Source organism: Candidatus Pelagibacter sp. Uisw_106, assembly GCF_047724975.1.
Taxonomy (GTDB): Bacteria; Pseudomonadota; Alphaproteobacteria; order Pelagibacterales; family Pelagibacteraceae; genus Pelagibacter.
The window spans coordinates 997,194-1,019,957 of record NZ_CP159819.1; the positions used below are offsets into that span (position 1 = coordinate 997,194).

The window sequence follows — 22,764 nt, forward strand, 5'->3', positions numbered from 1 at the left end:
TTTTATTTCCCCTCATTGTTATTAAAATGTTTTTCCCATTTAAGACTTGCACGGTTTAGATTTGCTTTTTTTCTTGCGTTGATCTTAAATTTTTCAAATGCTGCTGGTTCCCATATTTGGAAAGTTTGGCCCTGACCAACAAATAACATACTGTTTTTTATTTTTGCATGTTTTAATAATTTTGTTGATAATGAAATTCTACCTTCACTATCAAATTGTAAATTCATACTTTCAGATAAAATTGACGTTGCAAAATAATCTCTTTTTTCTTCAAATGGACTTAATAAGTCTATGCTTGTAGAAAGTTTTTCAATTCTATCTTGTGAGCAGGCTTCTATAGACTGATTATTAAATGAGGGATAACAGATAACACCATTATACCCTAAGTTAGAAAGGTGAGACCTAAAACTAGCAGGCACAGACACCCTTCCTTTTTTGTCTATTTTGTTCTCGTAAGTAGATAAAAACATATTTTTTATATTTCATAAATTCCTTATTTGGGAATATATGGGATAATATGGGTTTTTAATCATAGAGTCAATATGTTCGTTTTAGTTCTATTTGTTGATAATTGTGTACAATTTTTATGTATCTACATTAAGTCTAAAATCAATTTTTATTTTTAACTCAATACAATCCTACGATTAAAAATAAGAACAAAAATGATTCAATTATGAGTCAAAAGGTGAACATTAATATATTTAGCAAATGCTTCTTGTGGATAAGTTTGCTAGACAAACTATAAGCCGGGTTCTGTCATTTAAACCTATCATTTCTCTAGGCTTAAGATCACTCTTAAGCTCAAGCAACTAACCCTGATGACTAGCCAAAGACGGCTTTTAGTTTTGCAACAATGTCATCTCTACTTAGTCTTGCTCCCAGTGGGGTTTTCCAGCGTTCATTGTTACCAATAGAACCGGTGCGCTCTTACCACACCTTTTCACCCTTGCCATGTTATGGCGGTATATTTTCTGTGGCACTATCCCTAGGGTTTCCCCCGCCAGGTATTATCTGGCACTGTGTCTTTGCGGAGCCCGGACTTTCCTCTTTAAAAAAATTAAAGCGATAAGTCGTTCATCTAGCAGATATAATTTATTACTAAACTATAGAACTTCAAGAAAAATTTAATTATATACTTTATTGAGACTTTTACTGATTAGTAAGCATTCTTGGTCAATTTTACCGTTAACTAACTCTTGCCTAAACCTTCTTTGAAAAGTTTTTGCCAATTCTATTAAATATTTATCTTTACTGATATCTTTTGTATATTTTTTTGAATATCCAATCTTAAATAAATTATTGAAAAAAAAACTTTCCTCTATCTTACTAATTTTAATTTTCCTGTTTTTAATTAATTCTTGTCTCTTTAACGCATGCCATAAGCCAACTTTTTTTTTAGATAAATATTCCCATGGAAATTTTTCTCCTGGATCTTTTTTTCTTTGTGGCGCCACATCCGAGTGTCCCAAAATATTCCGAGAACTAATTTTATATTTTTTTATTAAAAACTTACTTAATTTTAAAAGAGAAGAAATTTGTTTTTTAGAAAATTTTTTATAACTGTGCTCATGTCCTGGGTTTGTAATTTCAATGCCAATAGAATTTTGGTTTAAAGACTTATAATTTTTCCAAGAAGATTCTCCTGCGTGCCAAGCTACGTATAAATCAGGTACTAAGGTGAGTATATTTCCATTATTTTTAATTAAGTAATGGCAGCTAACCTCAGATTGTATATCTGTAAGTCTATTTATAGCGTCAGATTCTTTTATCATCCCCGTATAATGAAAAATAATAAATTTGATTTGCTTTGTGATTCTTTTTTTAGAGTTAAAATTTGGAGAATAGTTTAATACTGTTTTTAAAGCCATTTTTGCGTCATATTTAGAGCTAATTCTCGATTTACTTTTTCACTATATACAATATATAATCTTTTAATAATGAAAAAATTTTTAACAGTATCCTTAATAAGCTTAATGCTTACATTTAGTGTAAGCGCTGGAACAGATGACGAAAATAACTTATCTAAAAAAAATCCTAACAGTGTCAAAGATTGTTTTGAAAATATAAATCGAGCGACATTTAAATTTAACCAAGTTTTAGATGGTGCTATTATTGAACCAATTGCAAAAGCTTACAGGGTTCTACCATCGCCAGTTAGAGCTGGAACGGGTAATGCTCTGGACAATCTTTCTTCTCTTGTAACCATACCAAATAATGTTCTTCAAGGAGAGCTTAAAAAAGCTGGTGTTAATACAGCAAGATTTATTGTTAATACAACGATCGGAGTTTTTGGAATATTTAATGTGGCTCAAAAAATGGGTTTTACAGAATACGAAAAAGAAGATTATGGACAAACACTTGGAACTATGGGTGTTGGTGCAGGTTGTTATTTAGTATTGCCAATCTTAGGGCCTTCAACTGTTAGGGATACAGCAGGTTCATTTATAAATGTATTAGGTGGAGACCCTTGGTACAATGCTTCTATTAATGGTAATAATGAATTTTTAAGTACATCTGAATACGCAGCCACAAAAGTTTTAACAGGAATAGATTTTAGGGCAAAGAATATAGATTCATTTGAAAATTTAGAAAAAAATTCTATGGATTTTTATGCATCAGTTAAAAGTTTATATCTTCAAGATAGACAACAAAAAATTTCAAATAGAAATGGTGCTCTTGAAATTATTTATGATGGAGATTGGGAAGAAGTAGAATCTCAATAAGATATCTTAGGGATATGAAAAAATTTTTAACTTTCTTAACTTTTTTATCAATTATCCTTTCAAGTGTTAGTAAAGTCCACTCAATTGAAGCGGATATTTTTGTTCAATCTACTGTTAATAGAGCATCAGAAGCTTTGAATGATAAATTCTCAAAAGAAGAAAAGATAGAAAAACTTAAAGAGATCGCAAGTGAAACCGTTGATATAAAAGGAATTGGTTTTTACACTTTGGGTGCTTATAGAAAAAGTATTAGTGATGATCAAATAAAACAATATGAGACACTTTTTAAGCAATACTTTTTAAAAAGCTTCACAAGTAGATTGGCTGAGTATTCAAATCCAGAAATAGAAGTAGTATCTAAAAAAAAATTAAATGAAAATTATACAATGGTAACTAGCATCTTGGTTTCAACTGAACAAAGACCAAAGGTTAAAATTGATTGGAGAGTTTATACTAAAAATTCAGAAAATCCTTTAATTAGAGATTTAATTATTGAAGGATTAAGCCTTGCAAGAACTCAAAAAGAAGAATTCTCATCTATAATTCAAAGTAATGATGGAGATATTAACGCTCTTTTTTCAACTTTAAAAGAGTTTGTTAAATAATCACTAAGTAGCAAATAATTTTTGGTGGGCCCACCAGGACTCGAACCTGGGACCAATACATTATGAGTGTACTGCTCTAACCAACTGAGCTACAGGCCCTAAAAATTAAACTTTAATTATATTATAATGTAACCGATGTCTAGCATAGGTAAAAGATAATGAAAATGGTGGGACTGGTTGGTTACGCTCCAACTACCCCTGCAATGTCAATGCAGTACTCTACTATTGAGCTACAGTCCCTTTGAATTTTAACTTTCTAAAAAGCTTTTTAACTGTTTGGATCTGCTTGGGTGTTTTAATTTTCTTAAAGCTTTAGCTTCTATCTGTCTAATACGCTCTCTTGTTACAGAAAACTGAAGACCTACTTCTTCAAGAGTATGGTCTGTATTCATTCCAACACCAAATCTCATTCTAAGAACTCTTTCTTCTCTTGGTGTTAAAGTTGATAAAATCTTAGTCGTAGCTTCACTTAGATTTGACTTAATAGCCTGCTCTAAAGGTGCTAATGCTTTTGTATCTTCAATAAAATCACCCAAACTACTATCCTCTTCATCACCCACTGGTTTTTCAAGGGACACGGGTTCTTTTGATATTTTTAAAACTTTTCTAACTTTATCTAAAGGCATCCTTAATTTTTGTGCTAGTTCTTCAGGTGTGGCCTCTCTACCAAACTCACTTAAAATTAATCTTTGAGTTCTCACAATTTTATTAATAGTTTCAATCATGTGAACTGGAATTCTTATTGTACGAGCTTGGTCAGCAATAGATCTGGTTATTGCTTGTCTGATCCACCAAGTAGCATATGTTGAAAACTTATAACCTCTTCTGTATTCAAATTTATCTACAGCTTTCATAAGACCAATGTTTCCTTCTTGAATAAGGTCTAAAAATTGAAGTCCTCTGTTTGTATATTTTTTTGCAATTGAAATTACTAATCTTAAGTTTGCTTCAACCATTTCTTTTTTTGCAATTCTAGATTCTTTTTCACCTTTTTGAACTCGGCTAACTATTTTTTTATAATCAGTGACTGAAATTCCAAGTTTATGACTAATCTCAATTAATCTCTCTCTTATGTTTTTAAATTCATCTTTATTTTTAGAAAAAAACTGCTTCCACATGGGGTTAGTATCAAGGAACTTTTTAAGATTTGGATTAATTTCATTGCCAATATAAAACTTAATAAATTCATTTCTTGGAATTTTTTGGTCCATTGCTAATCTTAAAAGATTTCCTTCTAGTGAAACAATTTTTTTATTTTCTACATAGTGCTTTTGAACCAATTCCTCTGTTACAGATGGTGACAATTGTAATGATTTAATATTTTCTAAAATATCACTTACAATTTTATCATGTCCTTTTTCTTTAGCAGTTGAGAAGCTTACTGCGTTTAAAATACCATCAAGTTTTTCTTTTTGATACTTGATTAATTTTGCATATTCTTTTGTTAAAGTATTTACAGTTTTTAAAACTTTTGGTTTGATTTCAGTTTCCATTGCTGCAAGCGTTGGATTAAACTCATCATCGTCTCCATTATTTTCATCATTTTTATCAGTTTCACCAGAATTTCTTTGTTTTGCACTTGGGCCTGTATTTTCATCTTCCATGTAGTTAGTGTCAATATCGATAATTTCTCTAACTAAAATTTCATCACTTTGAAGTTTTTCATCCCACTCTACAAATTGTTGTGCGGTAATTGGGCTTTGTGCTAATGCGATAAGCATTACATCTTTCCCAGCTTCTATTCTTTTTGCAATTGCAATTTCACCTTCACGAGATAAAAGCTCTACTCCACCCATTTCTCTTAAATACATTCTTATAGGGTCATCACTTTTCTCAATTGTCTTACCCTCTTCTTTAGATGAATTTTCTTTTTTTCTTAAAACTTTAAAATCAGATTTTTTTTCCACTAGTGCTACATTCTCATCAAGAATGTGCATGAAGGCTTGTTCTAAATTGTCGTCTGAAAGATTTCTTTTACCTAATGATTTATTTAACTCATCAAAAGTGATAAATCCTCTATGAGTCCCACGACCCATAAGTCTAGCAAATGATTTTGTAATTATTCTTTCCACAATAGTATATTTGAAATGACTTATATAAGCCCAATTTGAGAAAAATCCACGTATTTTTTAAGGGATTTAATTGATGTTTTTTTGTTTTTTTAGCTCTCTTATTTCATTGAATGTACTTTCGCTTAAATCTTTAGAAAACTTCGATTCAAGCTCTTCAATCCTAAACTCTAAATCGTAGTTTTTAAGGTCTCTAGAGACTTCCTCTAGCAGTTCAAACATTTTATTCTGATCATTTTGATGGTTATTCAGAATATGCTTTATCGAAGCAAATTTAAAGATCTTTTCAGTTAATTGAGGATCGATAGGAATTTGATCTAAGGTAAGTTTTTCTCCACTCTTTAGTTTAGTTATCAAAGTTTCGTGAATTAATTTATTTTCTTCACTAAATAGCTTTATATTTTCAATCATGTGAATATTTTCTTGAAATAAATCTAAATTATTCATTATCAAATAAAGCAATGAAAACTCTTTAAGCTTCTACACCACTCAATAATTTACTTTCGTTAAAGTGTCTTTGAGTAGACTGTAATGATTTAATTTTTTTGGTATAAAATTGTTTTTTTCCTACATTACTATGTGGAGTTAAAGATGAAATTTTTTCCAAGAAAAACTCTAATACATATTTTTTTATAAAATCATCTTTTATAGTTGCAGCAATAGCTCTTAATTTTTTTTCAAAAATAGCCATTGATGAAGGATTGTTGTCAGTTTGCTGTTTATAATGGTTAAATATAAATTGATGAATTGAGATTTTTGCTTGTTTAGTAAAATCTATAAAATTTGCTTTGCCATTTTTGTTTGCATAACTATCAGGGTCTTCTCCATCTGGCAAAAAAAGAAACGAAATTTGTTTTTCTGGTTGTAGTTCTTTAATTGAATTTTCTGCTGCTCTAAGCGCCGCTTTGTATCCACTCTCATCACCATCAAAACAGATAATTATATCTTCAAAGAATTGGTTGAGTATTAAAATTTGTCTATCTGTCAAAGAGGTTCCAAGATTTGCTACAACATTTTCAATTCCATTTTTACTTAAACCAACAACATCCATATATCCTTCAACTAAATATACGTGGTCTATTTTATTTGATAATCTTCTAGCTAAGTCCAGATTATATAAATTAGAACCTTTTTTAAAAAAAGGTGTTTCAGGAGAATTGATATATTTTGCTGAATAACTATTTTCTTGGATAGTTCTTCCTCCCAATCCAATAGGTTGGCCTGAAATATTATTAATCGGAAATATTATTCTATCTCGAAATCTTTCAACATATTTATTCTTTTTTTCATCTAAATAAAAAAGACCACTTTCAACTAAAACTTTCTCACTAAATTCATCTTTTAATTTTTCATAAAAATTAGAGTTTCTTTCAACAAATCCAATCTTAAAATTTTTTACTTCATTCTTACTAAGGTTCCTTTTCTTTAAATAATCTCTCGCAATAGTTAAACTTTCATTTTTTAAAATTTCATCATGATAAAATTGAACATATTGATTATAGATTGAGCAATACTCTTGCCAATTTTTTTCACGCTCTTCATCTTGTTTTGAGAATGTATAAGGTCTCATACCTGCAAGATTTGCTAATGACTTTACCGCTTCTCCAAATTTCAAATTTTGAGTTTTCATTACAAAATCAAAAATATTCCCATGTTCTGATGTTGCAAAACAATGATAAAATTCTTTTTCATCATTAACTGTAAACGAAGGTGTTTTTTCAGTTTTAAAAGGTGATAAACCTACAAATTCTTTGCCTCTTTTTTTTAGACTGACAGACTTTGATACAACTGTCGAAACCTTTAAACGAGTTTTAATTTCGTCTAAATGCTCTTTTGGGTATTTCATTATTTATTCAATAGTTCTTTGAGTAAGGGTCCGGCTTTAGCAAAGTCTAGGTTGTCAGGGTATCTTTTTTTCAATTCACCCATCACTTTACCCATGTCTTTAATTGATGCAGCACCCAATTTACTTATTGTATCAACGCATATCTTTTTAGTTTTCTCATCGTTTAACTGCTGTGGTAAAAAACTAGATAAAAGATCAAATTCATTTTGCTCAACTTCTAGCAAATCCATCCTGTCATTTTTTTTATAGATATCTATTGATTCGGTTCTTTGCTTGATCATTTTCTTTAAAAGTTTTTTAATATCCTCATCGTCTGTTACTTTTATGTCAGAGCCAGATCTATTGATAATATCAATATCTTTTATTCCAGATAAAATTAACCTGTAGGTTGAGATTTCAACCTTATTTTTTGATTTTAGAGAATTTTTATAGTTAGTTTCAATTTTTTCTTTCAATGTCATAATATTTTTTAATCTACTGCAAAGTGAAAATTCTTCAAAAGAAAAATTGTTTTTTTATAATTTTATAATACATCTCTGTTGCGATAATTAAGGTTTTATTGTATTAACCTTTAACTCATGAGTTGTAATTGATCAAAAAAGCAAAAAAAATTAGCTTTAACAAAATCTCACAGATTCACACAGGCATTTTAGTTCTTGAAAATAAAACTATCTTTAAAGGGGTTGGTATTGGCTATCAAGGAACTGCCACAGGTGAAGTGTGTTTCAATACTTCTCTAACCGGGTATCAAGAAATTATTTCAGATCCCTCTTATGCTGGGCAAATTATCAATTTTACTTTTCCACACATTGGTAACGTTGGAACTAATAAAGAAGATTTAGAGTCTGATAAAGTTTGGACCAAAGGTGTAATTTTTAACTCTGAAATAACAAGTCCTTCTAATTATAGATCTTTAGTTAATTTAGACATGTGGTTAAAAAAAAATAAAATTGTTGGAATCACTGGTTTGGATACAAGAGGTTTAACCAATTATATTAGAGATAATGGAGCACCTAAAGGAACTATTTCTTTTTCTAATAAAGGCAATTTCAATATTAATAAATTAACAAATATTACAACAAAATGGAGTGGGTTAAATAATTTAGATTTAGCAGAACAAGTGACTACTAAAAAAAATTATATTTGGTCAGGTTTAAAAACTTGGAAAAAAGAAGCTGGTTACTTAAAAAATAAAAAAAACTCATTACACGTTGTTGCAATTGATTATGGAATTAAGAAAAATATCCTAAGATATTTTTCAGATCTTAATTGTAAAGTAACAGTGGTTTCGTGCAAAATGAGTGCAAAAGACATCCTTAAATTAAAGCCAGATGGGATCTTTTTATCCAATGGTCCTGGTGACCCTGCAGCAACTGGAAAATATGCAATTGAAATCAATAAAGAATTGATCAAAAATAATTTGCCTATTTTTGGTATTTGTCTTGGTCATCAAATTCTAGCCTTGGCACTTGGTGCAAAAACTAAAAAAATGAAACTAGGTCATAGAGGTGCTAACCATCCAGTTAAAAACTTAATTAAAGACAATGTTGAAATTACCAGTCAAAATCATGGCTTTGAAATTGTGAGAGCAACATTACCAAAAAATATTGAAGTAACTCATAAATCTTTATTTGATAATTGCATTGAAGGAATTAGATTAAAAAATAAACCCGTTTTTTCTGTTCAGTATCACCCTGAATCAAATCCTGGACCGCAAGATAGTGTTTACTTATTTGAAGAATTTATTAACAACATAAAAAAAAATGCCAAAAAGAAAAGATCTTAAAACTATATTAGTTGTTGGTGCTGGGCCCATTATCATTGGTCAAGCCTGTGAGTTTGACTACTCAGGGACACAAGCCTGTAAAGCTCTTAAAGATGAAGGCTATAAAGTTGTTTTGATTAACTCTAATCCAGCAACTATCATGACAGACCCTGGTGTTGCGGATAAAACTTATATTGAACCAATAACTTTAGAGGTATTAGAAAAAATTTTAAAAAAAGAGAAACCAGATGCAATTTTACCAACAATGGGTGGCCAAACTGCTTTGAATTTAGCAATGGAAGCAGAGAAGAAAGGAATTCTTAAAAAATATAAGATTGAGCTAATTGGTGCAAATTCTAAGGCAATCTCTAATGCAGAGGACAGAAAAAAATTCAGAAAAAATATGTTAGATATTGGTTTGGACTTACCAAAATCTAAAGTGGTAAATCATATTAGAGATGCGGCAAAAGCATTAAAACAAATTGGATTACCTGCAATCATTAGACCTGCATTTACTTTGGGTGGTTTAGGTGGGGGAATTGCCAAATCTGAAAAAGAATATCTAAAAATAGTTAAAGATGGTTTACACGAATCCCCTGTTAACCAAATTTTAATTGAAGAATGCCTTGAGGGTTGGAAAGAATTTGAAATGGAAGTTGTTAGAGATAAAAAAGATAACTGTATTATTATTTGTTCTATTGAAAACATTGACCCAATGGGAATTCATACGGGAGACTCAATTACTGTAGCACCCGCTCTAACACTTACGGATAAAGAATACCAAGTTATGAGAAATGCATCTATTGCTTGTCTTAGAAAAATTGGAGTAGAAACGGGTGGATCAAATGTTCAATTTGCAATCAATCCTAAAGATGGCAGAATGGTTATCATTGAAATGAACCCAAGAGTATCACGTTCATCTGCCCTTGCCTCTAAAGCAACAGGGTTTCCAATTGCAAAAGTTGCAGCAAAACTAGCTGTTGGCTACACGCTTGATGAATTAAAAAATGAAATTACCAAAACAACACCTGCTTCTTTTGAGCCTAGTATTGATTATGTGGTAACTAAAATACCAAGGTTTACCTTTGAAAAATTCTCTACTTCTGAGGCAATTCTTGGAACTTCAATGAAATCAGTTGGTGAAGCAATGGCAATTGGTAGAAACTTTAAAGAATCTCTTCAAAAAGCATTGGTTTCTCTTGAAATTGGCTTTTCAGGCTTAGATCGAATTTTTCCACTTAGCAAAAAAGAAATAGAAAAAGAATTAAAAAAGAATATTCCAAATAGAATATTATTAGCTGCTGAAGCGTTTAGAAAAAAAATAAGCCTTAAAAGAATTCACCAACTTTGTAAGATAGACCCTTGGTTTTTAGAGCAAATAAAAGAAATTGTTGATGAAGAAAATAAAATACAAAAAAGAGGTCTTCCTAAAGATTATAATGAATTTAATAGAATTAAATCAATAGGTTTTTCTGATAAAAAACTATCTGAAATCACTAAAATTCCTGAAGACCTTGTTAGAAAAAAAAGAACTGCTTTAAAAGTATTACCAGTTTACAAAAAAGTAGACACCTGTGCTGCTGAATTTAAATCTTTCACACCTTATATGTACTCAACATATCAAAGAAATTATGCTTTGAATTCAGAGTGTGAAGCAGAACCTTCTTCAAAAAAAAAAATCATAATTTTAGGTGGTGGACCAAACCGTATAGGCCAAGGTATTGAGTTTGATTACTGTTGTTGCCAAGCAAGTTATGCTCTTAAAGATAGTGGTTTTGAAACTATAATGATTAACTGTAATCCTGAAACAGTTTCAACAGACTACGACACAAGTGATAGGCTTTATTTTGAACCTCTTAAAGAAGAGTATGTTTATAATATTATTAAAAAAGAACAGCAAAAAGGAAACCTTGTAGGGATCATTGCTCAGTTTGGTGGACAAACTCCTATAAGACTTGCAAAGTTTTTACATGATAACAAACTTCCAATTCTTGGAACGCAGTACACCTCAATAGATCTTGCTGAAGACAGAGATAGATTTAGAAAATTACTTGATAGATTAAAATTAAAACAAGCTGAAAGTGGTATTGCTAAAACTTACAAGCAAGCCATTCAAATTGCTGAAAAAATTGGTCTGCCATTAATGGTGAGACCTTCTTATGTGTTAGGCGGAAGAGCGATGGAAATTGTTCATGAGAAAAGCCAATTAAAAAACTTTGTAGAAGAGGCATTTAAAGCTGCAGAAGATAATCCAATATTAATAGATAAGTTTATTAGTCACGCTATGGAAGTAGATGTTGATGCAATATCTGATGGCAAAGAAGTATTTGTTGCAGGTATCATGCAGCACATTGAAGAAGCAGGTATTCACTCAGGGGATTCTGCATGTTCTTTGCCTCCTATATCTATTAAACCAAAGTTGATAACAGAAATAGAGGTTCAAACAAAAAAATTAGCTTTAGCTTTAAATGTTAAAGGTTTTATGAATATTCAATTTGCCATTAAAAATGATGAAATTTATGTAATAGAAGTAAATCCAAGAGCAAGCAGAACAGTTCCTTTTGTATCTAAAGCCAAAGGATTGCCTCTTGCTAAAATTGCATCACGTGTAATGACTGGTGAAAAGTTATCTAAATTTAACTTAAGAGGTAAAAATAAAAACTTATTTGCAGTTAAAGAAGCAGTATTTCCTTTCAATAAATTCCCAAATAGCGACCTATTGTTGGGGCCTGAGATGAAATCAACAGGTGAAGTAATGGGATTTGACAAGGATTTTGGTATGGCTTATGCAAAAAGCCAAATTGCTGCTTCAAACTCATTACCGACAAAAGGTTTAGCATTTATCTCTCTCAAAGATGGTCATAAAGATGAAGGTGTAGATTTAGCAAAACAATTAATAAAATTAAATTTTACTTTATGTGCTACGGGTGGGACTGCCGACTACATTCGTAAACATGGAATAAAGTGCAAAACAATAAACAAGGTTAGTGGAGGATCACCTCACATTGTTGATGTACTAAATTCTAAAAAAATTGCTTTAGTTATTAATACGGGTGGTGGAAATAGTGAGCACCGTCTTCATGATGCAATGGCTTTAAGAAGGGCAACACTAGGTAACAAAGTTCCTTATTGTACAAACATGTCTACTGCTCAAGCTTGCTTGATGGGGATTAGATCTTTAAAAACAAAAGAGATTACTGTTACAGCGCTTCAAGATATTTAATGTGAAGACAAGCCAGTATTTGCAATACTAAAAATCATATCTTCGTAACTCATATCAAGGTTTAGTACGCATGATCTATAGAAATAGCCTTTTCGAAGACCTGGCATTAAATTTGCTTCTATAAAATGAGGAGAGCCTAAATGGTCCATTTTAATATCTATTCTACCTAAAGATTTTCCACCTAAAGCTTTGAACGAATCTTTTGCTAATTTAGAAAGTTTGTCAAAGACCGCAACATCTGAAACAAGAATTACGCTCTCTTCGTCATTTTTTTTAACATCAAAATCAAGAATGCAATGACCGTCTACATTTTCTTTTACGATAATTTCTATTGGCATAGCTCTTAAAGTTCCGTCAATACTATCTTCAAAAATACCAACACTATATTCTTTTCCTGCTAAATATGTTTCGACTAAAGAAGGTGAGTTTTGCTTTATTTTAATGTCTAATACTTTTGAGGTAAAATCTTCAAAATTAAATACAATTGAATTTTTATCCACACCCCTGCTATCTCCACCAGTTACTGGTTTTATAAAAAGGGGAAATTTTATTGGTATTGATGATTCTTTTAAGTATTCACCAGGGTTTGTTATAAAAAAATCTGCAGTTCTAATATTATTTTTTTGCATAATTTTTTTTGCTCTATTTTTATCACTTTCATTATCAAGAGCTGCTTTACTTGAGGCGATATATGGAATTTCAAACATCTCTAAATAATCATTTAGCCATATTTTCCTATTATTAAAAAAGAAATACTTAACACCAGAGAATACTAAATCAGGCTTTCTTTTAACTAGGGCTTCAAGATCTTCTTCTGAATTAATTTCAGTAATTAAAACATTTTTATATCGTTTAGATAAAATCCTTAGAACATTTTTTTCTTCTAGAATAATTCCGACATTATCTTGATGTGAATTTACCTCTCCAAAGTTAGGGACTACGACTATTTCTATAGTCTTACTAATTTTTATTGGAATAATATTATTTTTTTTTAAAGGTAAAATATTACCTATTTCTGGAATTCCTTGTTTAGCTATGTCTTTTATAATCATAATAAATCCAACACATAACCCATGCAAAAAAGCATGAATGATGGGCTATTCTAATAAAGTTGTTTTCTAAAAAATTATTGCCTAAGTAATGAAGTGTAAAATTATTTGGCAGTATCTAAAAAAACTAAGTGTACGCCCTATCAGTGGTGATAGATACAAGTCTCTATAAATTTAATACTACTTAACTTTCCAATCTGTAGGAAAAGAGACGTAATTAACTTGTAAACAACGTCTTTCTTTGACGATCTCCTTCTTTTCCATCCCGTGCCAAGTATTTGGCCCACTAGTAAAGAAGTAACCATAGTTATTTTTATATGGAACAGTTTTAACTTTTTCTAACTTTTCATTATAAAAATCAGTACCTAGTGTCTCAGATTCATTAAATTCATTAACAAATAACAGACACGAGACTAGTTTTTCTTTAATATCACAATGTGGCTTAAGCCAAAATCCTTTTCTGTCACAAATTACTTCTACTCTTACATAAGAATTAGACAGATCTCTATTTATAAGACTTGAAATCTTGGAGCATGTTTCTTTTGATTGAAGTTCATTGATTAGTTTTGTTAATGCTGGAAACTTCTTGCTATTTTCTTTTGTAATAAAACATCTAAATTTTATTGCTTTACCACCACTTGTTATCCCTTCTCTAAATTCTGGTGCACCCCCGTCAATAGCTCTTGTTCCATCATATTCTAAATCAAGTTGATTTAGATCGGGTATGTCAGCACTTATGATTTCATTAATAGCATCATTTGATAATGGTTTATTTAACTCCCAATGTTTAAAAGGATCATTGTGTTCCTTGGAGTTATTTAAAATTGAATTAAGAAAAGTCATGTTGTTTTATTTTTTCTTTTATTTGGTTCGCTATTTTATTAGTTTCGTTTAGTTTTGTATAAGTCCAATTTTCAATAGAATTATTTAATTCTTTTATTATATTTAAAGACTCGAATAAATTAAAAAAGCTTTTAAATCTCTGATTATTTTTACTTGCTGGCATTTGAGCTACATAAATTGGCTTTCCAGTAATTGCAGCTTCTGAAATCATTGAAGTAGAATCGCAAGTAACAATAATATGATCTGAAATTTTTAATGAAGAAAGATAAGCTTTTTTATCAACATTAGGTATTATGATTTGATCTTTATCAAAATAATTCTTAGCTTTTTCTATTATATTCTGAGGAGTTCTCATTGAGGGAATAATAATTACTTGATAGTTATTTTTTAAGAAATTTTGCTCAATCTTTGAAAAAATACCATCTATGACTCGATTATTATAATCATAATATCTAGTTGGTCCTCCTAATATTAAGGTAACAATTTTCTTTTGACTATTAATTCTAGATTTTAAATAATTTTCATACTGGTCCAACTCATCATTAGTTAAATAATGAACCGCTCCTTTACTTGTTAGTACGTTATTGCCCTTTAAACCGTCGTGTTCGGGTGCAACCACAAAATCAAAATTATCTAATGACACTTTAGGTTCTTGAATGTGAATATTTATGATTTTATTTTTAAATTTTTTCTTTAAATATATTGATGGTATTACACTTTTTCTTCCACAAGAAATAACAACATCAAACTGGCTATCAATTTTATTTTTAAAAACAAAATCTTGCACAGGTGTTACTTTGGGTGGAAATAATTTCCAAAAATTATTAATTTCAATCTTCTCGTGTATAAAATCTAAATCTAAAGCCTTAGCTAATCCTTCAACTTGGCTAATCATGCCGTGCATGCCCTCAGTTAATAATAACCCTTTTAATTTTGTCATTTATCCATATATAACTTCTGCATGAGTGAAAATCCAATTAAACACACAAAAGTGTTAATAATAGGGTCAGGTCCAGCTGGCTATACAGCAGCTGTGTATGCTGCCCGAGCAATGCTAAGCCCTGTTTTAGTATACGGCTCTGAACCAGGTGGACAATTAACTACAACAACAGACGTGGAAAATTACCCTGGTTTTTCAGATGTAATTCAAGGTCCATGGTTAATGGATCAAATGCGAGACCAAGCAAAAGCAGTTGGTACAGAAATGATTGAAGATCATATCGGATCAGTAAATTTAAAATCTACACCTTTTGAAGCTATTGGAGATAGTGGTCAAAAATATACAGCTGATAGCATAATTATTTCAACAGGTGCTCAGGCAAGATGGTTAAATATAGAATCAGAACAAGCATATAGAGGCTTTGGTGTTTCAGCTTGTGCAACATGTGATGGTTTTTTCTTTAAAGAAAAAGTTGTAGCAGTTGTTGGTGGTGGAAATGCAGCAGTAGAAGAGGCAATGTTTCTTACAAAATTTGCATCGAAGGTAAAATTAATTCATAGAAGAGATACTTTAAGAGCAGAAAAATTACTTCAAAAAAAATTAATGGCAAATAAAAAAATTGAAATAATTTGGGATAGTGCTGTTGAAGAAGTTATTGGTGATAGTGAACCTAAAAATGTTACAGCGATTAAAGTTAAAAATTTAAAAACTAATAAAATTGAAGAAATGAAAATAGATGGCTTATTCATTGCAATTGGTCATGATCCAGCAACGGCTCTTTTTAAAGGTCAATTAGATATGGATAAAGAAGGTTATTTATTAACTAAACCAGATTTAACAGAAACTAATATCCCTGGTGTTTATGCTGCAGGTGACGTTAAAGACAAGACTTTCAGACAAGCAGTTACAGCTGCTGGTATGGGCTGTATGGCAGCACTTGAAGCTGAAAAACATCTATCATCATAAATGAATGAGTCAGCTTTAATTGTTGGAGCTGGAAGTGGATTGAGTGCATCGTTAGCCCAGTTGTGCGCTTCAAGGGGAATGAAAGTTGTTCTAGCAGCAAGAAATATTGAAAAACTAAAAAATTTAAAAAAAGAAATTGGTGCTGATGCAATTAAATGTGATGCCACCAACATTAAAAGTGTAAAAAACTTATTTAATAAAACTGACAAAATAATTGGTGCTCCTAATTTGGTAATCTATAATCCTTCCAAAAGTCTTGGGGGAAGCATAATTGATCTTGATCCTAAAAAAGCACATGAAGCAATTAATATTTCATGTTATGGGGGATTTTTAGTAGCTCAACAAGCAGCAATAAGAATGCTTAAAAAAAAACGTGGAAGTATTTTTTTTACTGGTGCTACTGCAAGTATAAAGGGTTTTCCAAAATCATCTGTTTTCGCAATGGGAAAGTTTGGATTAAGAGGCTTGGCCCAATCATTAGCAAGAGAATTACATCCTCAAAATATCCATATTGGACACTTTATTATCGATGGTGGTATTGGCCAAGAAAATTATGGTTCATATAAGACTATACATCCAGATGAAATTGCAAAAGTATATCTTCAGTTTCATGACCAAGATAAAAGTGCATGGTCTTGGGAAACTGAATTAAGAACATCAGTTGAGAAATTTTAGATTTAACTAAAAGGAGCAACAAAATGACAAATAAAGTATTATTAACTTAAATATTCACTATTTTAGAAATTTCTTTTTTCCTACCTAAGCTCCATTTTTTTAAAGCAGATATTATTGGTATAGCTGAATTTCCGAATTCACTTAATTTATAATCTACGTTTTGAGATCTATTAATAATTTTAACAACCAAACCATCTTTTCTCATTTCATCAAGTTTTCTTGCCAAAACTTGGGAGCTGATATTAGTTACTATTTTTTTAAGCTCATTAAATCTTATTTTCTTATTTTCATAGATTCTCAGGATAATAAAAATCTTCCATTTCCCACCTAATAATTCCATAACGTTTGAAAAAGGACATGATTGTTTTTGATTAATTTTTTCCATTTTTTTTGTTATTGTTAATCTTTACAAGTTACTCCAAATAAAGTTTCAAATTTAATTCCAGATTCTTGGGCCATTTTTTTGGCCTCTGGATTATCCATGTATTCACGCATAGCATTTGTGTGGGGTATATCAAAAATAGCATGAACTTTTGTTGGTTTATCTTCCTCATGTCCGATAAAGATTTTTTTTATACCAGCATTTTCTCTGTTTGAGTTATCACCTAAGATATATACTTTATTAAATGTATCCCAATTTTCTACTTCCATATTTAATATAAGTTTCATATTTCTCCTTTTTTAATCAAATATATATTTTTTTTATCACTTTAGTAAAGTAATAACAAAAAATGACCAGTCATAATTTAAGTAACTTTGAAGTGACTAGTAAGCTTATAATTAGTTGATAAAAGATTATTTATGTTCATATGTACCAAAACATAAATTTAATTAAAAGTACCAACAAAATGACAAATAAAGTATTATTAACTGGAATAAGTGGCTGGATAGCAAAACATACCGCAATTGAATTATTAAATGCTGGATATGAAGTTTTAGGAACTGTTAGGAACAATACTTTAATTGAACAAACTAAAGAAACTATAAGTCAGCATGCTTCTATAGATAAATTATCTTTTGTTGAATTAGACCTTTTAAAAGATGATGGTTGGGTTGAGGCTGCTAAAGATTGTAAATATATAATGCATCTTGCATCTCCATTTCCTTTTAAAGTTTCTAATAATAGAAATAGTTTATTAGCCCCCGCTGTAGATGGAACGCTGAGAGTTTTAAATGCAGGTTTAAATGCTGATGTTGAACAATTTATAGTCACCTCTTCAATTGCAGCCATGTTTAGAAAACCTAACAGAAGTAATCCATATTCATTTAACGAAAATGATTGGACAGATGAAAACTGGAAAGAGGGAGTAAACGATTACTTTTTATCAAAAACAAAAGCTGAAAAAGCAGCGTGGGAACTAATGGAGAGTAAAGGATTAAAAAATAAATTAACTATGATTAATCCTGGTGGAGTATTTGGTGACGCTCTTGATAAAAAAGGAGGAACTTCAATTGAATATGTTAGGCAGTTTCTAAAAGGCAAATTTCCAGCAGCACCTAAATGGGGAATTTTGATTTCGGATGTAAAAGATGTTGCAAAAGCACATGTTGCTTGTATTGGAAATACCAAGGTTGGTGGTAGAAGATTAATTGTTGGAAAAGAAGTAAAAAAACTAATTGAGTTATCCCAAATAATGGCTGAAGCAATGCCAGAGTATGCAAAAAAACTTCCCAAAAAAGAACTACCAAATTTTATGGTTAAATTAATTAGTTTGTTTGACTCAAGTGCTAAAACTTTAATTCCAGATCTTGAGATTGTAATGCAAACTGACACAACCTATGCCGAAGAGTTATTAGGGTTAAAATTTAATCCTGCAAAAGGCTGTATATCTGAAACTGCTAAATCTGTTGTGAGATTAGGATTGGTTTAAAACTAATTCATCGATTTCATTCGACTCGAAAATATTTTTTTCTAAGTTTTCATTTGCAGCTCTAATCATAGTTTTTGCAACTGTCTCGGAATGAATAGGTTTCATTTTCTTTAAAGGACCTAAAAGTAATGGAGAAAGAAACTTAAATACAAAAATACCTATTGTTTCACTTACTCTCTTTTCTTTTCTATTACCTAATAAAAAAGATGGTCTCATTATTCCAAGTTTTGGAAAATTAAGTTCTTTTAACTCCTCTTCAACTAGTCCTTTACATCTTATGTATTCTCCTGAACTCTTGGGGTTTGCATACAATGCAGAGACAAAAATAAATGAGTTAACCAAATTTGATTTTGCAATTTTTGCAACTTCTTTAGGAATATCAAGTTCAACTCTTTTATATTCATCTTTATCAGGTGAATTTTTTTTTGTTGTACCAATACAAACGAAACAATCATCTCCTTTGATGTCTTCTTTGTGATTTTGTAAATTACTAAAATCAGTCTTAATAATCTCTACTTTTGGATCACTAATTTCAGGAACTGAACGAACAAATAATTTTATTTTAGAGTAATTAGTATCTTTAATTAATTGATTAAGAAGATGTCCTCCAACTAAGCCGGATGAACCAAATAACAAAGCTGTTTTCATTACTTTAAGGAACCTTCCAATATATATTTCAATATACGAAAAGCTTGTTTTTGATCTGAAGCAACAGCAGCAGCAGAGCCATCCACTTCTTTAAGGGCATGTTGATGATCATCGTTATGAATAACAATCATAGATTTATTAAGTGCTGTGGCATAACCCGCATCAAATGCTGCATTCCACTGCTTAAATTTTTCTCCAAACTTAACAATAATTACATCACAATCTTGAATAGATTTTTTGGTTCGAATGGAATTAATATTAGCGCCTTTTCTATCTTTCCAAAAATTTTTTTCTTCTGCTCCTAGAATTTCTACACCACAATTGTCAGAGGCCTCATGATCAGTTACAGGAGAGGTAAATTTAACATCTAATTTCTCTTTTTCACAAAGTTGAATAATTTCTTCTCGCCAATTACTGTGAATTTCACCTGCCAAATATACACTTAACATTTATGTCTCCTTATTACTTTTTTTAGTTTAAATATCATTTTTTAATTTATTATAAAGTCTAATTTGCTTGTAACAAATTTTTACTAATCAGTTATATCTAGATTGTGAAAAAGGGTAAATATATTAAGACTTTTAAACTGTTGCTTCCTTATTTGTGGCCTAAAAAAAGGAAAGATTTAAGGATACGAGTTAGTTTTGCAGTTGTTGCTTTAGTTTTAGCAAAAATAGCAAGTGTTAGCACTCCTTTAGTATTGGGTAGTGCGGTAAACTCTCTGACAGAATTAAGTTCAGGCATTAATTTATTTATGCTGGTACCAATAGCTTTAGTAGTTGGGTATGGTGTAACTAGAGTAATTGCTTTCACATTTGTTGAAATTAGAGACGCCTTATTTTCAAAAGTTTCCCAGCATTCTATTAGACAAATATCTTTGACAATGTTCCAACATCTTCACAATCTATCTTTACAATTTCATTTAAATAGACAAACAGGTGCACTAGCAAAATATATAGACAGAGGAACTAAAGGAATAGATTTTCTTCTAAGATATGTTTTGTTTAATATTGCTCCTACTTTCTTTGAAGTGTTCTTAGTTTCTGGGATTTTATTTTATCTATATGGCCCATGGTATGCTGTTGTAACACTTGTAACTATTGGCCTTTATTCTTTCTTAACTTTTAAGATTACTGAATGGAGAAATGTATTTAGAAAAAGAATGAACCAAGCGGATAACGATGTCAGCACTAAGATGATTGATAGTTTATTGAACTTTGAGACAGTTAAATATTTTAACAATGAAGCCTTTGAAGCTAATAGACTTGATCAATCATTAGAAGAATATGAGTTAGCAGCAAATCAAAGTAGACATTCTCTTTCACTATTAAACATAGCCCAAACATTTATCATAATGGTGGGTATTACTATTATGTTGGTGATGTCAGTTTATGGGATCAAAAGTGGAGAAATTAATATTGGTGGGTTTGTTGTAATTAATGCCTACATGCTCCAATTATATCAGCCATTGAATTGGTTAGGTTCTGTTTATAGAGAAATTAGGCAAGCACTGACTGATATGGAAAATATGTTTAGCTTATTAGAGGTTGCTCCAACAACAAATGATGATCTTGAGGATATACCCCAAAGTAACGATGCAGAAATTAGATTTGAAAACATTAGTTTTGATTACGATATAAGAAGAACTATCATTAAAAATATTTCATTTACTGTTCCTAATGGAAAAAAAGTAGCCATCGTAGGACCAACTGGTGCCGGTAAATCAACAATAAGTAGACTGTTATTCAAGTTTTATGATCCAAAAGAGGGAAATATTTTTATTAACAATACAAATGTAAATAAAATTTCTCAAAACTCTTTAAGAAAAATTATTGGTGTAGTCCCACAGGACACTGTCTTATTTAATGACACAATTTATTATAATATAGCTTACGGTAATACTGGTGCTACTAAAGAGGAGGTTATTAGTGCTGCCCAAAATGCAGATATACATGATTTTATAACAATTTTACCAGATGGTTATGAAACAATTGTAGGAGAAAGAGGGTTGAAATTATCTGGTGGAGAGAAACAGAGAGTTGCTATTGCAAGAACTATTCTAAAAAATCCTAAAATATTTTTCTTTGATGAAGCGACATCTGCATTAGATACTAGTACAGAAAAAGAAATTCAAAAAAATCTAGAAAATGTCTCTAAAGGTAAAACAACTTTAATAATTGCTCACCGACTATCTACAGCTGCAAATGCTGATAATATTATTGTTCTTGATCAGGGTTCTATTATCGAACAAGGGACGCATGAGAGTTTATTGTTAAAAAAAGGTAAATATTTTGAGATGTGGGGAAAGCAAAAACCTAGCTAAGACTTTTACAAAAAGAAGATATTTTTTCTAAAGCTTTTTTAAGATTTTCCATAGAAGTTGCATAAGATATTCTAAAGAAACCTTCTAAACCAAATGCAGAACCTTGAACAACTGCAACACCACTATTCTCTAATAAAGACTGAACAAAATCAGTATCTGTCTTAAGCTCTTTACCACTTGTATCTTTTTTCCCAATTAACCCTTTACAACTTGGGAAAACATAAAATGCTCCATCTGGATTTAAACATTCAATTCCCTCTATTTCATTTAATGCTTTAACAACAAAGTTTCTTCTCTCTTGAAATGAAGTTGCTCTCTCTTTAATAAAATCTTGAGTTCCATTTAATGCTTCAACAGCTGCAGCTTGACTAATTGAAGATGGATTAGTTGTTGATTGCGATTGTATTTTAGCAATTGCTTTAATAATTTCTTTAGGACCAGCTGCATACCCTATTCTCCAGCCAGTCATTGAATAAGCTTTACTTACACCGTTCATTGTAAGAACTCTTTCTTTCAAGCTATCAATTTGTGCAATAGTAAAAAATTTAAAACCTTCGTATGTTACGTGCTCATAAATATCATCACTTAAAATATGGACGTGAGGATGTTTAGTTAAAACATCTGCAATTTCTTTAATATCACTTTCAGTATAACAAGCACCAGTTGGATTTGATGGTGAATTTAATATTATCCACTTTGTTTTTTGTGTTATAGATTTTTCTAATTCAGCTGGATTAATTTTAAATCCTTGTTTTTCATCACACTCTAAAATAATTGGAGTTCCACCAGCTAATAAAACCATGTCAGGATAAGAAACCCAATAAGGAGCGGGAACTATAACCTCATCTCCTTCATTTAAGGTTGCCATCATGGCATTATAAATTACATGTTTTCCACCAGCACCAACTGTGATTTGATCAGTTGTGTAGTCTAAATTGTTTTCTCTTTTAAATTTTTTAACAATGGCATCTTTTAAGGCAGCAGTTCCATCAACGGCTGTATATTTAGTATCACCGTCATTAATGGCTTTTATAGCCGCTTGTTTGATATTATCTGGAGTATCAAAGTCAGGCTCACCTGCCCCAAGACCTATTACATCTTTTCCAGCAGCTTTTAACTCTCTTGCCTTTTGAGTTACAGCAATAGTTGGCGATGGTTTAATCTTTTTTAGACTGTCTGATATAATGCTCATTGAAATATATTTTTATTCTAATAGTT

General features: G+C 30.6%; 22 protein-coding genes, 2 tRNA genes and 1 other RNA gene. 8 read left to right on the plus strand and 17 right to left on the minus strand.

The features are described 5' to 3' along the window. Positions 1-2 precede the first annotated feature (2 nt). From mraZ to ABXT45_RS05515, 3 genes are all read right to left on the minus strand, one after another. Complete coding sequence (gene mraZ / locus ABXT45_RS05505) at positions 3-470, minus strand: division/cell wall cluster transcriptional repressor MraZ (RefSeq protein ID WP_415313085.1); 468 nt, start codon at positions 468-470, stop codon at positions 3-5. A gap of 256 nt (positions 471-726) precedes the next feature. Next, positions 727-1,082, minus strand: an RNA gene (rnpB, locus tag ABXT45_RS05510) — RNase P RNA component class A. 42 nt (positions 1,083-1,124) lie between these two features. After that, positions 1,125-1,868, minus strand: a complete 744-nt coding sequence (locus ABXT45_RS05515) for an N-acetylmuramoyl-L-alanine amidase (RefSeq protein WP_415313086.1) — start codon at positions 1,866-1,868, stop codon at positions 1,125-1,127. A 69-nt stretch (positions 1,869-1,937) separates the two neighbouring features. Between ABXT45_RS05515 and ABXT45_RS05520 the strand changes: the two genes are divergently transcribed. Beyond that, positions 1,938-2,723, plus strand: coding sequence for a VacJ family lipoprotein (locus ABXT45_RS05520; RefSeq protein ID WP_415313087.1), 786 nt, complete (start codon positions 1,938-1,940; stop codon positions 2,721-2,723). A gap of 14 nt (positions 2,724-2,737) precedes the next feature. Continuing rightward, the gene (locus ABXT45_RS05525) at positions 2,738-3,328 is read left to right on the plus strand and encodes an MlaC/ttg2D family ABC transporter substrate-binding protein (protein ID WP_415313088.1); all 591 of its coding nucleotides are present in this window, start codon (positions 2,738-2,740) and stop codon (positions 3,326-3,328) included. A 22-nt stretch (positions 3,329-3,350) separates the two neighbouring features. Here ABXT45_RS05525 and ABXT45_RS05530 read toward each other — a convergent pair. The 6 genes from ABXT45_RS05530 to ABXT45_RS05555 all read right to left on the minus strand — a co-directional run bounded on the left by ABXT45_RS05530 (position 3,351) and on the right by ABXT45_RS05555 (position 7,704). Next, a tRNA-Ile gene (locus ABXT45_RS05530) sits at positions 3,351-3,427 on the minus strand. Between the two features lie 66 nt (positions 3,428-3,493). Continuing rightward, positions 3,494-3,568: transfer RNA gene (locus tag ABXT45_RS05535), tRNA-Val, on the minus strand. Between the two features lie 8 nt (positions 3,569-3,576). Next, positions 3,577-5,400, minus strand: a complete 1,824-nt coding sequence (gene rpoD / locus ABXT45_RS05540) for an RNA polymerase sigma factor RpoD (protein ID WP_415313089.1) — start codon at positions 5,398-5,400, stop codon at positions 3,577-3,579. A 66-nt stretch (positions 5,401-5,466) separates the two neighbouring features. Then, complete coding sequence (locus ABXT45_RS05545) at positions 5,467-5,844, minus strand: hypothetical protein (RefSeq protein WP_415313090.1); 378 nt, start codon at positions 5,842-5,844, stop codon at positions 5,467-5,469. A gap of 25 nt (positions 5,845-5,869) precedes the next feature. After that, the gene (dnaG, locus tag ABXT45_RS05550) at positions 5,870-7,243 is read right to left on the minus strand and encodes a DNA primase (RefSeq protein ID WP_415313091.1); all 1,374 of its coding nucleotides are present in this window, start codon (positions 7,241-7,243) and stop codon (positions 5,870-5,872) included. Beyond that, the gene (locus tag ABXT45_RS05555; RefSeq protein WP_415313092.1) at positions 7,243-7,704 is read right to left on the minus strand and encodes a GatB/YqeY domain-containing protein; all 462 of its coding nucleotides are present in this window, start codon (positions 7,702-7,704) and stop codon (positions 7,243-7,245) included. Before ABXT45_RS05555 ends, dnaG begins: the two co-directional genes overlap by 1 nt. A 128-nt stretch (positions 7,705-7,832) precedes the next feature. Here ABXT45_RS05555 and carA point away from each other — a divergent pair, with 128 nt between their 5' ends. Both carA and carB read left to right on the plus strand, forming a co-directional pair. Next, on the plus strand, positions 7,833-9,029 hold the full coding sequence (gene carA / locus ABXT45_RS05560; RefSeq protein WP_415313093.1) for a glutamine-hydrolyzing carbamoyl-phosphate synthase small subunit: 1,197 nt from the start codon (positions 7,833-7,835) through the stop codon (positions 9,027-9,029). Beyond that, positions 9,007-12,231, plus strand: a complete 3,225-nt coding sequence (carB, locus tag ABXT45_RS05565; RefSeq protein WP_415313094.1) for a carbamoyl-phosphate synthase large subunit — start codon at positions 9,007-9,009, stop codon at positions 12,229-12,231. The genes carA and carB overlap by 23 nt, the downstream gene beginning before the upstream one ends. Here carB and ABXT45_RS05570 read toward each other — a convergent pair. The 3 genes from ABXT45_RS05570 to ABXT45_RS05580 form a co-directional block, all read right to left on the minus strand. Next, positions 12,228-13,283, minus strand: a complete 1,056-nt coding sequence (locus ABXT45_RS05570) for a D-alanine--D-alanine ligase (RefSeq protein ID WP_415294750.1) — start codon at positions 13,281-13,283, stop codon at positions 12,228-12,230. The two genes, carB and ABXT45_RS05570, sit on opposite strands and share 4 nt — an antisense overlap. 177 nt (positions 13,284-13,460) lie before the next feature. Next, on the minus strand, positions 13,461-14,123 hold the full coding sequence (locus ABXT45_RS05575; protein WP_415294751.1) for a hypothetical protein: 663 nt from the start codon (positions 14,121-14,123) through the stop codon (positions 13,461-13,463). Beyond that, positions 14,110-15,063 carry a mitochondrial fission ELM1 family protein gene (locus tag ABXT45_RS05580; RefSeq protein ID WP_415313095.1) on the minus strand — a complete coding sequence of 318 codons (954 nt, stop codon included), beginning with the start codon at positions 15,061-15,063 and terminating at the stop codon, positions 14,110-14,112. The genes ABXT45_RS05575 and ABXT45_RS05580 overlap by 14 nt, the downstream gene beginning before the upstream one ends. Before the next feature lie 21 nt (positions 15,064-15,084). Here ABXT45_RS05580 and trxB point away from each other — a divergent pair, with 21 nt between their 5' ends. Together trxB and ABXT45_RS05590 are read left to right on the plus strand one after the other, a co-directional pair. Next, entirely contained in the window at positions 15,085-16,029 is a 945-nt protein-coding gene (trxB, locus tag ABXT45_RS05585) for a thioredoxin-disulfide reductase (protein ID WP_415313096.1), read from the plus strand. Continuing rightward, a complete protein-coding gene (locus ABXT45_RS05590; protein ID WP_415313097.1) occupies positions 16,030-16,704 on the plus strand; it encodes an SDR family NAD(P)-dependent oxidoreductase in 675 nt (224 codons plus the stop codon). Positions 16,705-16,750: 46 nt separating this feature from the next. Here ABXT45_RS05590 and ABXT45_RS05595 read toward each other — a convergent pair whose 3' ends face one another. Further along, the gene (locus ABXT45_RS05595) at positions 16,751-17,089 is read right to left on the minus strand and encodes a winged helix-turn-helix transcriptional regulator (RefSeq protein WP_415313098.1); all 339 of its coding nucleotides are present in this window, start codon (positions 17,087-17,089) and stop codon (positions 16,751-16,753) included. A gap of 14 nt (positions 17,090-17,103) precedes the next feature. Beyond that, complete coding sequence (locus ABXT45_RS05600) at positions 17,104-17,373, minus strand: hypothetical protein (RefSeq protein ID WP_271512342.1); 270 nt, start codon at positions 17,371-17,373, stop codon at positions 17,104-17,106. A gap of 179 nt (positions 17,374-17,552) precedes the next feature. Between ABXT45_RS05600 and ABXT45_RS05605 the strand changes: the two genes are divergently transcribed. Then, positions 17,553-18,575, plus strand: a complete 1,023-nt coding sequence (locus ABXT45_RS05605) for an NAD-dependent epimerase/dehydratase family protein (RefSeq protein ID WP_271512340.1) — start codon at positions 17,553-17,555, stop codon at positions 18,573-18,575. Here the strand turns inward: ABXT45_RS05605 and ABXT45_RS05610 are convergent. Beyond that, the gene (locus ABXT45_RS05610) at positions 18,561-19,223 is read right to left on the minus strand and encodes an NAD(P)H-binding protein (protein WP_415313099.1); all 663 of its coding nucleotides are present in this window, start codon (positions 19,221-19,223) and stop codon (positions 18,561-18,563) included. The genes ABXT45_RS05605 and ABXT45_RS05610 overlap by 15 nt on opposite strands. Next, positions 19,223-19,672 carry a YtoQ family protein gene (locus tag ABXT45_RS05615; protein ID WP_271579873.1) on the minus strand — a complete coding sequence of 150 codons (450 nt, stop codon included), beginning with the start codon at positions 19,670-19,672 and terminating at the stop codon, positions 19,223-19,225. The genes ABXT45_RS05610 and ABXT45_RS05615 overlap by 1 nt, the downstream gene beginning before the upstream one ends. A gap of 104 nt (positions 19,673-19,776) precedes the next feature. Here ABXT45_RS05615 and ABXT45_RS05620 point away from each other — a divergent pair, with 104 nt between their 5' ends. Beyond that, positions 19,777-21,546 carry an ABCB family ABC transporter ATP-binding protein/permease gene (locus ABXT45_RS05620; RefSeq protein WP_415313100.1) on the plus strand — a complete coding sequence of 590 codons (1,770 nt, stop codon included), beginning with the start codon at positions 19,777-19,779 and terminating at the stop codon, positions 21,544-21,546. Here the strand turns inward: ABXT45_RS05620 and ABXT45_RS05625 are convergent. After that, positions 21,539-22,738 carry a pyridoxal phosphate-dependent aminotransferase gene (locus ABXT45_RS05625; protein WP_415313101.1) on the minus strand — a complete coding sequence of 400 codons (1,200 nt, stop codon included), beginning with the start codon at positions 22,736-22,738 and terminating at the stop codon, positions 21,539-21,541. The genes ABXT45_RS05620 and ABXT45_RS05625 overlap by 8 nt on opposite strands. Between the last annotated feature and the right edge of the window lie 26 nt (positions 22,739-22,764).